Origin of the sequence: Hydrogenophaga aromaticivorans, assembly GCF_013387465.1 — a bacterium.
Taxonomy (GTDB): Bacteria; Pseudomonadota; Gammaproteobacteria; order Burkholderiales; family Burkholderiaceae_C; genus Hydrogenophaga; species Hydrogenophaga aromaticivorans.
The window spans coordinates 107,804-121,476 of the sequence record NZ_VYGV01000003.1 but is presented as its reverse complement, the minus strand read 5'-3'; the positions used below and the strand labels follow the sequence as shown (position 1 = coordinate 121,476).

The window sequence follows — 13,673 nt, the reverse complement described above, 5'->3', positions numbered from 1 at the left end:
TCAAAAAACCGACAAACTTGAACAAGCTTGGTCGTTTTTTGCGGGAAAACCCTTGTGGGGCTGAGAGCGCGGTTTAGTATTTGTAGCGTGATTTCGCTTCACAGCCGGTTTCGATATACGGGACTGGATTTTTCAAACAAGGAAACATCTCATGAAAAAGTCTCTGATTGCTCTGGCCGTTCTGGCTGCTTCGGGCGCCGCCATGGCCCAATCCAGCGTGACCCTGTACGGTATCGCTGACATCTACGTGGCCAAGGTTAAAGGCCAGTCGGCTGCTGCCGGCAGCGGCGGTGTGAACACCAGCCGCTTGGGCTTCAAGGGCTCTGAAGATCTGGGCGGCGGTCTGTCTGCCATCTTCCAATTCGAGCAAAAGCTGAGCTTGGGCGATGGTTCGACCAACGACAAGCTGTTCGATCGTCAAGCCAACGTCGGCTTGGCCGGTGGCTTCGGTACCCTCAAGCTGGGTCGCAACTGGAACGCCATGGACGATGTCTTTGGTGCTTCCAACAGCGGCTTTGACTCGGCTCTGTCGGCCAACGCGATCTGGCAGAACAGCTACACCGGCGCTGCCGATGCACAGCTGTACTACGCCACGCCTGAATTCGCTGGTGTCAGCGGTGCTGTGAGCACGCAGCTGACCGGTAACGTTCCTGCTGGTGCCAAGCGCATCTCCGCTGGTCACGTGAAATACGCCGGTGGTCCTGTGGCTGTGGCCCTTGGCTACGAAACCAACGAAGTCGGCCAGAAGGGCACCATGCTCAACGGTTCGTACGATCTGGGCGCCGCCAAGCTGCTCGCCAGCTACTACACGACCAAAGACACTGGCGGCGTTGCCGACGCTGACGTGAACTCCTACCAACTCGGCGCTGACATTCCCCTGGGTGCGTTCACGCTGTCCGTGGGCTACGCCAGCTCCAAGGCAGACGGTGCTTCCGAGAGCGACAGCGCCTTTGGTGTGGCCGCAGCTTACAGCCTGTCCAAGCGCACCATGGTGTACACCGGCTTCCGTGCTGAAGACCGCAAGGCAACGGGTACCGATGCCGACATCTTCGCTATTGGCCTGAACCACAAGTTCTGATTTCCCAGGCGGCCCTGAGGCCGATGGATTCACAGAACAAAAGCCCCCGGGGACATCTCCCCGGGGGCTTTTTCGTTGATGGAGCGGGCTGTCTTACTGCGCGGTTCCAGGGGCTGGAGTGGCTTTCGTCCCCGTTTTCTCCAGCTTGGGTTTGACGGGTGCTGAAGTGGCCTGGTGTGCGACACCATTGACGGTCAGTCCTTCCGCAGACAGCTTCGCAGCGCGTTTTTCGCCAATGCCGGAAACCCGCTGAATCAGGTCCGCCCAATCCTTGAATTTGCCCACCTTGCGTTCGCTCAGAATGCGGGTCGAGGTGCCTGGACCAATGCCTTTGATGCTGTCGAGATCGGCTTCGCTGGCGCTGTTCACGTCAACGGCGGCAAATGCGCTGGCGGCGAACAGCGCGAGCAAGGTCATCATCATCTTCCTGATCATTCAAAACTCCCTGGATACAGATTGAAAAAGCGCTGTTGCTCGGGTTTGAGCTGAGCGCGACGTTGGCGTGTAACAAACACACCTAGGCGAAATTTAGAGGAGTCGGCATTGAATGTCCCTCCCGCGTTTGGGGGATATGGAGGATTCTTGGATGAATGGGCCTGAAATGGTAACTAAATAGTTGCATATATGAGACGCTGAAGCCAATCGATGGAGCTTGCCGGCAAATCTTGCCGGTTTTGTGCCAACGAGCCGTGGCCATAGAACGGGTCGGGCTGGGCCAACCTGAGGAGATGAAGTCGGTGTCCGGCCAGGGGTCGCTAGGGTTAGTCCTGTTCTGGGTAGTGGAACGGTTGCTGCATAGTGCGGCTACCGCTATTCATTTAGATGTCAAGCAATGAAAACACCGCTCATGCTCTGGTGAGCAGCGTTGGCTGTTGGGGTCCGCATTCCCCGAATCAATCAGGTGATCCCATGGACCGTAAAGAAGAACACCGATGTGGTGCATTGCACCGACAACTGGATGGACTTGCGCCTCATCAAGGTAAACTGATTTCAGTCAGACGGCAGGGTATCGCTCACCGGCTGGGTTGACCCTCTCTTCTTCCCCACAAGATGTTCGCATTCATTCTCAGGCGCCTGGCGCAGGCTGTGGTGGTGATGGTCAGCGTGACCTTGATCGCCTTCATGCTGTTCCAGTATGTGGGTGATCCGGTCGTCTTCCTGTTGGGGCAGGACGCCACACCAGAACAGATTCGCGAACTCCGCGTCGACCTTGGGCTTGACCAGCCGTTTGTGGTGCAGTTCTGGCATTTCCTGGTCAACGCCGTTCAAGGCGAATTCGGACTCAGTCTGCGCCAGGGGGCCAAAGTGTCGCGGTTGATCGGTGAACGCCTGCCGGCCACGCTGGAACTGGCGCTGGTGGCTGGCGTGATGGCGCTGGCGCTGGGTATTCCGATGGGTGTGTACGCAGCGCTCAAGCGCGGCAGCTTCACCAGCCAGCTGTTCATGACGATCTCGCTGCTGGGGGTATCGCTGCCCACCTTCCTGATCGGCATCTTGCTGATCCTCGTGTTTGCCGTGCAACTGGGTTGGTTTCCCAGCTTTGGCCGTGGCGACGTGGTGCAGCTGGGTTGGTGGAGCAGCGGGCTGCTGACTGCCAAAGGTTGGCTGCACATCACGCTGCCAGCGATCACGCTGGCGATCTTCCAGCTCACGCTGATCATGCGGCTGGTGCGCGCCGAAATGCTGGAAGTGCTGCGCACCGACTACATCAAGTTCGCCCGCGCGCGCGGCCTCACCAACCGGGCCGTGCATTTCGGGCACGCGTTGAAAAACACCCTTGTGCCCGTGATGACCATCACCGGTCTGCAGCTGGGCGGCCTGATCGCCTTCGCCATCATCACCGAGACCGTGTTTCAGTGGCCGGGCATGGGGCTGCTGTTCATCCAGGCCGTGACCTTTGCGGACATCCCGGTGATGGCGGCTTACCTGTGCCTGATTGCCCTGATCTTCGTGGTGATCAACCTCATCGTCGACTTGCTGTATTTCGCCGTTGACCCGCGCCTGCGTGCCGACAAAGCGGGAGGGCACTGACTTGCTGGCGCCCCGCATCAAGGCCCATGGCCGCGCGTTCGCGCACATCGCGGCGTACCACCCCGAGCTCACTGCGTTGAGGCGCGATCTGCACGCGCACCCCGAAATCGGTTTCGAGGAGCACTACACCGCGCAGCGCGTGGTCGAGGCGCTCAAGCTGTGCGGCGTGGATGAAATTCACACCGGTATCGGCAAAACAGGGGTGGTGGCTGTGATCCACGGTCGCCAGTGCCAGAGCGGTCGCATGATCGGCTTGCGCGCCGACATGGATGCCCTGCCCATGACGGAGCACAACGACTTTGCCTGGAAATCCCTCAAGCCGGGCATGATGCACGGCTGCGGCCACGACGGCCACACCGCCATGCTGGTGGGCGCGGCCCGCTACCTGGCCGAAACCCGGCAATTCGATGGCACGGCGGTGCTGATTTTCCAGCCCGGTGAAGAAGGATTTGCCGGTGCCAAGGCCATGATCGAAGACGGTCTGTTTGACCGCTTCCCCGTGCAATCGGTCTACGCCATGCACAACTGGCCGCAGATGCGCCCGGGCACGGTGGGGATCAATCCCGGACCCATGATGGCGGCGGCGGACCGCATCACGATCGAGATCACGGGAAAGGGTGGTCACGGCGCACACCCCTACCAGACCGTGGACCCGGTGCTGGTTTCGGCCCACATCATCACGGCGCTGCAAAGCATTGTTTCCCGCAATGTGCGGGCGATCGACAGCGCCGTGGTGAGCCTGTGCGCCATGCAGGCTGGCGACATGGGGGCGTTCAGCGTGACGCCGGGCAAGGCGACGCTCATGGGCACGGTGCGCACCTTCAACCCGGAGGTTCAGGACCTGGTCGAGCGCCGGCTGCACGAGGTGTGTTCCGGTGTGGCGTTGGGACTGGGCGCCGCGGCCCATGTGAATTACGAGCGCATTTACCCCGCGACCATCAACAGCCGCCAGGAGGCCCGGTTCGCTGCCGAAGTGGCTCAGAAGCTGCTGGGGCACGACCACGTGGACCGCGACCTGGAGCCCAGCATGGGCGCCGAGGATTTTTCTTTCATGCTGCAGGTCAAGCCCGGGGCCTATCTGCGGCTCGGCCAGGGCGCCGAAAACGGCGTGGGCAGCTGTTTTCTGCACAACAGCCGCTACGATTTCAACGACGATGTGCTGCCGCTGGGCGCTGCACTGCACGCGGGCCTGATCGAGCAGGGCATGCCGCTGGCCAGCGCCGACTGATGTTTTCCATTTTCCCAACCACGCCTAGGAGCGACTCATGAAGTTCAAGCAAACGTTGACGGTCTGTGCGGTGGCCGCCGCCCTCGCCACCTTGGGGGCCGCGCAGGCGCAGACGGTGCGCATCGGCAACCAGGGCGATGCGCTGTCGATGGACCCGCACTCGCTCAACGAGTCCTTGCAACTCAGCGTGACGGGCAATGTGTACGAGCCCCTGGTCACCCGCGGAAAGGAACTGCAGCTGGAGCCCGCGCTGGCCACCAGCTGGAAGCAGACTTCACCCAACGTCTGGCGGTTCGAGCTGCGCAAGGGCGTGACGTTTCATGACGGCAAGCCTTTCACCGCCGACGATGTGTTGTTCAGTTTTGCCCGTGGGTCAGGTGACGGCTCGGACATGAAGAGCTACACGAACGACATCAAGGAAGTGCGCAAGATCGACGCGCACACGGTGGAGTTTGAAACCAAGGCGCCGTTTCCCATCCTGCCCGGCGTGTTGTCGTTCTTCTACATCATGAGCAAGCAGTGGAGCGAGGAGAACCAGGCCACCCGGCCGGTGGACCGCCGCAAAGGTGTTGAGAACGCTGCGTCGTTCCGCGCCAACGGCACGGGACCGTTCCGCCTGCGCGAGCGTCAGCCCGGCGTGAAGTCCAGCTTCGTGCGCAACGGCAACTACTGGGGCAAGATCGAAGGCAACGTGGTCAACGTGGAATACACCCCGATTGGCAACGATTCGACCCGCGTGGCTGCGCTGCTGTCGGGCCAGGTGGACGTGATGGAGCCGGTGCCCGTGCAGGACGTGGCACGCGTCAACGCCAGCGGCAAGGCCAAGGTGCTCCAGGGCCCCGAGCTGCGCTGGATTTTTCTGGGCATGGACCAGAAGCGCGACGAGTTGCTGAATTCCAGCGTGAAGGGCAAGAACCCGTTCAAGGACAAGCGCGTGCGCCAGGCCTTCTACCAGGCCATCGACATCAATGGCATTCAGAAAACGGTGATGCGTGGTGCGGCCACACCGGCGGCGCTGCTGGTGGGCCCGGGCATCAACGGGTTTGATCCCGCCATGAACACCCGCCTGCCGTACGACACCGAGGCCGCCAAGAAGCTGCTGGCCGAGGCCGGTTACCCGAACGGCTTCGAGGTCGGCATGAATTGCCCGAACGACCGCTACGTGAACGATGGCGCCATCTGCCAGGCGGTGGCGGCCAACCTGGCCCGCATCGGTGTCAAGGTCAACCTGCAGGTGGAAACCAAGGGCACCTATTTCCCCAAGGTGCTCAAGCGCGACACCAGTTTCTACCTGCTGGGCTGGTCGCCCAGCACCTACGACGCGCACAACGTGCTGAATGCACTGATCCGCTGCGTGGACGACAAGGGGTCGGGCCAGTTCAACCTGGGTGCCTATTGCAACCCGAAGGTGGACGAACTCACGCTCAAGATCCAGTCTGAAACCGACCAGGCCAAGCGCAACGCCATGATCAAGGAAGCGTTCACCCTGCACTCGAACGACGTGGGTCATCTGCCGCTGCACCAGCAGGCCTTGGCCTGGGGTGTGGCCAACAACGTGCAGTTGACGCAACGGGCCGACAACCAGATGCCGTTCCGATACATCAGCGTCCGGTAGGGCTTCCCCCTGCGCCGCTGCGCGGCTTCCCCCCAGGGGGACGCCAGCAGTGGCCCGGCAGAGCCGGTTCCGCGCTGGCCCTGGATTGGCTTCCACTCTGACCTCCCGCCTGGTTGTGTCAAGGAACTCGAAAGTCCCCACATTGATTGCCTTTGTTCGCCGCTGGCTTGACAGTGATGTCGGCCACAGTTTCCGCACATCGCCCACCGCCATGGTCGCGGCAGCGATCGCCTTCGTCTGCCTGTTCTGTGCGGTGTTTGCCCCCTGGGTGGCCCCGCACAACCCGTTTGACCTCGCCACCCTGGAGTTGTCCAATGCGCGCCTGCCACCGGCCTGGAGCGAGGGTGGTGTGTCCCAGTTCCTGCTCGGCACCGACGATCAGGGGCGCGACATCCTTTCTGCCCTGATATACGGCGCGCGTATTTCGCTGGCGGTGGGTCTGGCTTCGGTGGTGCTGTCCGTGGTGATCGGTGTGGCGTTCGGTCTGCTGGCGGGTTTTCTGGGGGGGTGGGTGGACGCCTTTCTCATGCGCCTGTGTGACGTGATGCTGTCGTTCCCCGCCATTCTGGTGGCGCTGCTGATCGCGGGCGTGGGGCGGGCGCTGTTTCCGGATGCCCACGACTCGCTGGCCTTTGGTGTGCTCATCCTCTCGATCACGCTCACGGGCTGGGTGCAGTACGCTCGCACGGTGCGCGGCTCCACCATGGTGGAGCGCAACAAGGAATACGTGCAGGCCGCGCGGGTGACGGGCGTGGCGCCGCTGCGCATCATGCGCCGCCACGTGCTGCCCAACGTCATGGGGCCGGTGCTGGTGCTGGCCACCATCCAGGTGGCCACCGCCATCATCACCGAAGCCACGCTGTCGTTCCTGGGTGTGGGCGCACCGCCCACTTCGCCCTCGCTGGGCACGCTGATCCGGGTCGGCAACGACTACCTGTTCTCGGGTGAGTGGTGGATCACCATCTTCCCGGGCGCGATGCTGGTGCTGATCGCGCTCTCAGTGAACCTGCTCGGCGACTGGCTGCGCGACGCGCTCAACCCAAGACTCCGGTAAACCACGATGAGCCTGTTGCAAGTCAAGAACCTCGTTGTCGAGTTTCCCCACCGAAGGGGCACCTTGCGTGCGCTCGACGACATTTCCTTCGACATCGCGCCCGGCGAAATTCTCGGCGTGGTGGGCGAGTCCGGTGCGGGAAAATCGCTCACGGGCGCTTCCATCATCGGCCTGCTGGAGCCGCCCGGGCGTGTGGCATCCGGTGAGATCCTGCTGGAAGGCCGCCGCATCGACAACCTGCCGTTCGATGAAATGCGCAAGGTACGCGGGCGCCAGATCGGCGCCATCTTCCAGGATCCGCTCACCTCGCTGAACCCGCTGTACTCGGTCGGACGCCAGCTGATCGAAACCATCACCACACACCTGCCGGTGAATCAGTCGGAAGCGCGCAAACGCGCCATTCAGCTGCTGCGCGACACCGGCATTCCGGCGGCCGAGCAGCGCATCGACCACTTCCCGCACCAGTTCTCGGGAGGCATGCGCCAGCGGGTGGTGATTGCGCTGGCGCTGGCGGCCGAGCCGCAGCTGATCGTGGCCGACGAGCCGACCACCGCGCTCGATGTGTCGATCCAGGCCCAGATCATCACGCTGCTCAAGACCATCTGCAAAGACCGGGGTGCTGCGGTCATGCTGATCACGCACGACATGGGCGTGATCGCCGAGACCTGCGATCGCGTGGCGGTGATGTACGCCGGGCGCATTGCCGAGATCGGCCCGGTGCATGAAGTCATCAACCACCCGGCCCACCCGTACACCGCCGGACTCATGGCCTGCATTCCGGACATGAGCGTGGACCGCGAGCGCTTGCACCAGATCGATGGCGCCATGCCGCGGCTCAATGCGATTCCGGCCGGTTGTGCCTACAACCCGCGCTGCGACCGGGTGTTTGACCGCTGCCACGCCGAGCGCCCCGATCTGATGCCTGCGGGCGTGACCCGGGCGGCTTGCTGGTTGCATGCCGGGTCGTCCGCGGCGCAGATCCTTGCGCAGGGGGTGGCGGCATGAATTCGGACCAGACTGATCCAGCGGTGTTGCGCCACGAGCCAGAGCTGGCTTCATCGCAGACACCCGTGCTTTCGCAAGAGGGCTTGCCAGAGTCCCAGGCGTCGCTGGTACGTGCCACCGACCTGGCCAAAACCTTCGACGTCTCGGCGCCCTGGCTCAACCGCGTGCTCGAACGCCAGCCCCGACAACTCCTGCGCGCGGTGGACGGGGTTTCCTTTGACATCCCGCGCGGCGAGACGCTGGCGCTGGTGGGCGAGTCGGGCTGTGGCAAGAGCACGGTGGCGCGCCTGCTGGTGGGGCTGTACGAGCCGACCCGCGGCGGGTTCGAGTTTGACGGACAGGATGCCCATGCGGCGTTCAAGACGCCGGGAGGGCGCCAACTGCGCCGCCGCATCCAGATGATCTTCCAGGATCCATACGCCAGCCTCAACCCGCGCTGGGTGGTCGAAGACATCATCGCCGAGCCGCTGCGCGAGCATGGCATCGAAATCGAACCGGTGGCACTGCGCGCCCGCGTCGACGCGCTGTTGCATTCCGTGGGCCTGTCGCCGCACGACCGCGTGAAGTACCCGCACCAGTTCTCGGGCGGGCAGCGCCAACGCATCTCGATCGCGCGCGCGCTGGCCACGCAGCCCGAGTTTCTGGTCTGCGATGAGCCGACCTCGGCGCTCGATGTGAGCGTGCAGGCGCAGGTGCTCAACATCATGAAAGACCTGCAGCGCGAGCGAGGTCTGACCTATCTGTTCATCAGCCACAACCTGGCGGTCGTGCGCCACGTGAGCGATCGGGTGGGCGTGATGTACCTGGGGAGGCTGGTGGAGCTGGCGCCCAAGCACACGCTGTTCGACAGCCCGCGCCACCCTTACACGCGCATGCTGCTCGACGCCATTCCCAAGATGCACGACACCGGCAAGGCGCGCACGCCGGTTTCCGGCGAAGTGCCCAACCCGCTGAATCCGCCCAGCGGTTGCGCGTTCAACCCGCGCTGCCCTCATGTGAATGAGCGGTGTCGGAATGAGAGGCCGGTGTTGCAGACGATTGGCGGTGTTCGAGTGGCGTGTCACGCTGTCGAAGAAGGCCGGATCTGACGGGGTGAAGTGTTGGTGTTGGCTCGGACAACGGGCGCTCCCCTCCGCGAATGTCCCCCGGCCTGCTGCGCAGGCCTCCTCCTTGACTTCGCTGCGGGAAACACCCGTTGTCCTCAGGCCTGTTCGGCCCACGTGCCTCCAAACCCAAGGATGCCGTGGAACCGGCTTTGCCGGGTCACAGGCATCGTCCCCCTCTGGGGGAAGCCGCGTCAGCGGCGCAGGGGGGAATGTTCAGCCCTCAACGCGCACGGTCAAGCGTATCTCTTGCTTCTCAAGTTGTTCTTCATTTCCTTCAGCAGCGGCTGCAGTTTGCTGCCCCCGATGCGCAGTGCGAGGCAGGTGGCGACCACGTCGATCACCATCAGGTGCATGAGTCGCGAGGTCATGGGGCTGTAGCGGTCATAGCCTTCGGGGTGGTCCGCCGACAGGTGGATGTGCCCCGCTGCCGCCAGTGGTGAGCCGCTGGCGGTGATCACGATGACCGTGGCGCCGTGCTTGCGGGCGATGTCGGCCGCGTCCATCAGGTCGCGCGTGCGGCCCGAGTTGGACACGATCACCAGGCAGTCGCCCGGCCCCAGCAGCGAGGCGCTCATGACCTGCATGTGGCCGTCGCTGTAGGCGATGGCGTTGATGCCCAGGCGGAAGAACTTGTGCTGCGCGTCCTGCGCCACGATGCCCGAATTGCCCGCGCCGTAGAACTCGATGCGGCCCCGGTTCTTGTAGGTGGCCAGCAGCGCATCCACCGCCTTCTCGATCGAGTGCGTGGACGCGTCGTTGCGGTATTTAAGGAACGCCGCCACGGTGTTGTCGATCACCTTGACCAGCACGTCGCCCACCTTGTCGTCCACGTCCACACTGCGGTGGATGAAGGGCACACCCTCGCTCACCGTGCCGGCCAGCTTGAGCTTGAAGTCCGACAGGCCGTCGTAGCCCATGCTGCGGCAGAAGCGCACCACAGTCGGTTTGCTCACGTGCGACCGTTCGGCCAGCTCGGACACCGGCAGGCTGGCAAAACTGCGTGGATCGAGCAGCACGAGTTTGCCCACCCGTTGTTCGGCGGGTGCCAGAGAAGGCAGGGAGGCTTTGATGCGGTCGAGCATGAGGAACAATCGGGTTACGAAACAGGTTACATGGAGATCGTGAAACCTTATTACACCCGATAATGGCGAAATGAACCAGCTTGACGCACTCAAACAGCTCACCACCGTGGTCGCCGACACCGGGGACTTCAACCAGATCGCAGCCTTCTCGCCCCGCGACGCGACCACCAATCCGTCGCTCATCCTGAAGGCGGTGCAGAAACCCGAATACGCCCACCTGCTCAAGGAGGCGGTGGCGAAATACGGTGCCCAAGGGTTGGACGAGGTGATGAACCGCCTGCTCGTGAGCTTCGGCTGCGAGATCCTAAAACACATCCCCGGTCGCGTGTCGACCGAGGTGGACGCGCGCCTGAGCTTCGACACCGAAGCGACCGTGACCCGCGCGCGTCGCATCATCGATCTTTACCAGGGCGAGGGCGTGCACATCGACCGCGTGCTGATCAAGATCGCGTCCACTTGGGAAGGCATTCAAGCCGCTGCCCGCCTGGAGCGCGATGGCATCCACACCAACCTCACCTTGCTGTTCTCGTTCGCCCAGGCCGTGGCCTGTGGTCAGGCGAAGGTGCAGCTGATTTCGCCTTTCGTCGGCCGTATCTACGACTGGTACAAGAAGAACGCCGGCGCGAGCTGGGACGAAGCAGCGATGGCGGGCGCGAACGATCCAGGCGTGAAGTCGGTGCGCGCAATCTACAACTTCTACAAGAAGCACGGCATCGCCACCGAGGTGATGGGTGCGAGCTTCCGCAACGTGGGCCAGATCACGGCGCTGGCCGGTTGCGACCTGCTGACCATCAGCCCGGACCTGCTGGCGCAGCTGGCGGCGAGCGAAGCGCCGCTGGCGAAGGCACTGGATGCAGGCGCTGCCAAGGCCATGGACATCCCCTTTGTCACTTACGACGAAGCCGGTTTCCGCTTTGCGATGAACGAAGACGCGATGGCGACCGAGAAGCTGGCCGAAGGCATCCGCGCGTTCGTGGTGGACACGATCAAGCTCGAAGGCATGATGCGCTGACCCACCCGAAGTCCCCTCGTTTGGGGGTATCAATGAAAAAACCCCGCGAATCGCTTCGCGGGGTTTTTTCTTGGGATTTCGTCAGCGTGCAGTGATGCAATCCGACGCAGCATGAGGCGCCAGGCCAAGGCGCAAGGGGGTAGACAGTGGCAGCGCCACGACAAACCCTTGCAACGCCGGCATGGCGTCTCAGGCAAGGCGCAATTACATGCCCATGCCGCCCATGTCGCCCATGCCACCCATGCCGCCACCACCCATGGCAGGTGCGTCATCCTTCGGGGATTCAGCAACCATGCACTCGGTCGTCAGCATCAGGCTGGACACCGAAGCGGCGTTCTGCAGCGCGGTGCGGGTCACTTTCGTCGGGTCCAGGATGCCCATTTCGATCATGTCGCCGTAGGTGTCGTTGGCGGCGTTGAAGCCGTAGTTGCCCTTGCCGGCCAGGATGGCGTTGACCACCACGCTCGGCTCGCCACCGGCGTTGGCCACGATTTCGCGCAGGGGCGCTTCGATGGCCTTCAGGACCAGCTTGATGCCGGCGTCCTGGTCGGCGTTGTCACCCTTGATGACACCAGCGGCTTGGCGTGCGCGCAGCAGGGCCACGCCACCACCGGCCACGATGCCTTCTTCCACCGCAGCGCGCGTGGCGTGCAGGGCGTCTTCGACGCGGGCTTTCTTTTCCTTCATCTCGACTTCGGTGGCAGCGCCGACCTTGATCACGGCCACACCGCCGGCCAGCTTGGCCACGCGTTCTTGCAACTTCTCGCGGTCGTAGTCGCTGGTGGCTTCTTCGATCTGCACGCGCACTTGTTTCACGCGGGCTTCGATGTCAGCGGCAGCGCCGGCGCCGTCGATGATGGTGGTGTTTTCCTTGCCCACTTCGATGCGCTTGGCCGAGCCCAGGTCGGCCAGGGTCACTTTTTCCAGCGTCATGCCGACTTCTTCGGCGATCACTTTGCCGCCGGTCAGGATGGCGATGTCTTCCAGCATGGCCTTGCGGCGGTCGCCGAAGCCAGGGGCCTTGACGGCGACAACCTTCAGGATGCCGCGGATGGTGTTGACCACCAGCGTCGCCAGGGCTTCGCCTTCGACGTCTTCGGCAATGATCAGCAGCGGACGGCCGGCCTTGGCGACTTGCTCCAGCGTGGGCAGCAGGTCACGGATGTTGGAGACCTTCTTGTCGTACAGCAGCACGAAGGGGTTGTCCAGCAGGGCGGCTTGCTTTTCCGGGTTGTTGATGAAGTAGGGCGACAGGTAGCCGCGGTCGAACTGCATGCCTTCGACGACGTCGAGTTCGTTTTGCAGCGACTTGCCGTCTTCCACGGTGATCACGCCTTCTTTGCCCACTTTGTCCATGGCATTGGCGATGATGTCGCCGATGCTGGAGTCGGAGTTGGCGGAGATGGAGCCGACCTGGGCGATTTCCTTGCTGGTCGTGGTGGCCTTGGAGGCCTTCTTCAGCTCTTCGATCAGGGCTTCCACAGCCTTGTCGATGCCGCGCTTCAGGTCCATCGGGTTCATGCCGGCGGCCACGTACTTCATGCCTTCGCGCACGATGGCCTGGGCCAGCACGGTGGCGGTGGTGGTGCCGTCACCGGCGTTGTCAGAGGTCTTGGAAGCGACTTCCTTGACCATCTGGGCGCCCATGTTCTGGAGCTTGTCCTTGAGTTCGATTTCCTTGGCCACGGACACACCGTCCTTGGTCACGGTGGGGGCGCCGAACGAGCGCTCGAGCACCACGTTGCGACCCTTGGGGCCCAAGGTGACCTTGACCGCGTTGGCCAAGATGTTCACACCCTCGACCATGCGTGCGCGGGCTTCGCCGCCGAAAATGACGTCTTTTGCTGCCATGTTGATTTCTCCGGATTCAGTAAATGGGGATGGATGAGAGAAGAATTACTTCTCGACGACTGCGAACAGGTCGTCTTCTTTCATGACCAGCAGTTCGTTGCCATCGACCTTGACGGTCTGGCCGCTGTATTTGCCGAACAGAACGCGGTCGCCGACCTTGACGTTCATGGCAGACAGTTCGCCTTTGTCGTTTTTCTTGCCGGGACCGACGGCCAGGATTTCGCCCTGGTCGGGCTTTTCAGCAGCGGCGTCGGGGATGACGATGCCGGAAGCGGTCTTGGTTTCGCTGTCGATACGTTTGACGATCACGCGATCGGCGAGAGGACGAAGGTTCATTGCATCTCCTGAGATTGAACGGATGAGGGGTTGGGTCAGTCGGTCAAGACCGACCGCGAGGGTCGGGTATGGCCGCTGATCGACTTGGAGCAAAGTGTTAGCACTCCACTCCAGCGAGTGCTAATGATAAGGGCGCTTCGGTGGTATTTCAAGGGGCGCATCGGTTTTATCCCCGTCCAGGGGGTCTCATGAACTGATGTCATATCTGGCGTTTAACTGTCGAATCTGGCAGTTTTACCGAATTTCCAGATCCGAAAATTGTTCAGCGGGTGCTG

Annotated in this window: 12 protein-coding genes; 8 read left to right on the top strand and 4 right to left on the bottom strand. The window is 62.6% G+C overall.

Going from position 1 to position 13,673, the window contains the following annotated elements:
• Positions 1-151: 151 nt before the first annotated feature.
• Positions 152-1,078: a porin gene (locus tag F3K02_RS02630; protein WP_177133012.1), complete on the top strand. Its 927-nt coding sequence runs from the start codon at positions 152-154 to the stop codon at positions 1,076-1,078.
• Between the two features lie 93 nt (positions 1,079-1,171).
• Here F3K02_RS02630 and F3K02_RS02625 read toward each other — a convergent pair whose 3' ends face one another.
• On the bottom strand, positions 1,172-1,513 hold the full coding sequence (locus F3K02_RS02625) for a ComEA family DNA-binding protein (RefSeq protein ID WP_177133010.1): 342 nt from the start codon (positions 1,511-1,513) through the stop codon (positions 1,172-1,174).
• Between the two features lie 615 nt (positions 1,514-2,128).
• Here F3K02_RS02625 and F3K02_RS02620 point away from each other — a divergent pair.
• The 6 genes from F3K02_RS02620 (at position 2,129) to F3K02_RS02595 (ending at position 9,099) form a co-directional block, all read left to right on the top strand.
• Positions 2,129-3,109: an ABC transporter permease gene (locus F3K02_RS02620; RefSeq protein WP_177133007.1), complete on the top strand. Its 981-nt coding sequence runs from the start codon at positions 2,129-2,131 to the stop codon at positions 3,107-3,109.
• A gap of 1 nt (position 3,110) precedes the next feature.
• Positions 3,111-4,337: a M20 aminoacylase family protein gene (locus F3K02_RS02615; protein ID WP_177133005.1), complete on the top strand. Its 1,227-nt coding sequence runs from the start codon at positions 3,111-3,113 to the stop codon at positions 4,335-4,337.
• Positions 4,338-4,374: 37 nt separating this feature from the next.
• A complete protein-coding gene (locus tag F3K02_RS02610; RefSeq protein ID WP_177133003.1) occupies positions 4,375-5,952 on the top strand; it encodes an ABC transporter substrate-binding protein in 1,578 nt (525 codons plus the stop codon).
• A gap of 142 nt (positions 5,953-6,094) precedes the next feature.
• Positions 6,095-7,006, top strand: coding sequence for an ABC transporter permease (locus F3K02_RS02605; protein WP_177133001.1), 912 nt, complete (start codon positions 6,095-6,097; stop codon positions 7,004-7,006).
• 6 nt (positions 7,007-7,012) lie between these two features.
• A complete protein-coding gene (locus F3K02_RS02600) occupies positions 7,013-8,011 on the top strand; it encodes an ABC transporter ATP-binding protein (RefSeq protein ID WP_177132999.1) in 999 nt (332 codons plus the stop codon).
• On the top strand, positions 8,008-9,099 hold the full coding sequence (locus tag F3K02_RS02595) for an ABC transporter ATP-binding protein (protein WP_246309105.1): 1,092 nt from the start codon (positions 8,008-8,010) through the stop codon (positions 9,097-9,099). Before F3K02_RS02600 ends, F3K02_RS02595 begins: the two co-directional genes overlap by 4 nt.
• Before the next feature lie 251 nt (positions 9,100-9,350).
• On the opposite strand, the gene F3K02_RS02590 is transcribed toward F3K02_RS02595, so the two are convergent.
• Positions 9,351-10,199 (bottom strand): MurR/RpiR family transcriptional regulator, encoded by an 849-nt coding sequence (locus tag F3K02_RS02590; RefSeq protein ID WP_177132998.1) that lies wholly within the window; start codon positions 10,197-10,199, stop codon positions 9,351-9,353.
• Positions 10,200-10,269: 70 nt separating this feature from the next.
• Here F3K02_RS02590 and tal point away from each other — a divergent pair, with 70 nt between their 5' ends.
• Entirely contained in the window at positions 10,270-11,211 is a 942-nt protein-coding gene (tal, locus tag F3K02_RS02585) for a transaldolase (RefSeq protein WP_177132997.1), read from the top strand.
• A 204-nt stretch (positions 11,212-11,415) separates the two neighbouring features.
• On the opposite strand, the gene groL is transcribed toward tal, so the two are convergent.
• Both groL and F3K02_RS02575 read right to left on the bottom strand, forming a co-directional pair.
• The gene (groL, locus tag F3K02_RS02580) at positions 11,416-13,062 is read right to left on the bottom strand and encodes a chaperonin GroEL (protein ID WP_177132996.1); all 1,647 of its coding nucleotides are present in this window, start codon (positions 13,060-13,062) and stop codon (positions 11,416-11,418) included.
• Between the two features lie 45 nt (positions 13,063-13,107).
• A complete protein-coding gene (locus F3K02_RS02575) occupies positions 13,108-13,398 on the bottom strand; it encodes a co-chaperone GroES (protein WP_068174446.1) in 291 nt (96 codons plus the stop codon).
• Positions 13,399-13,673 lie beyond the last annotated feature (275 nt).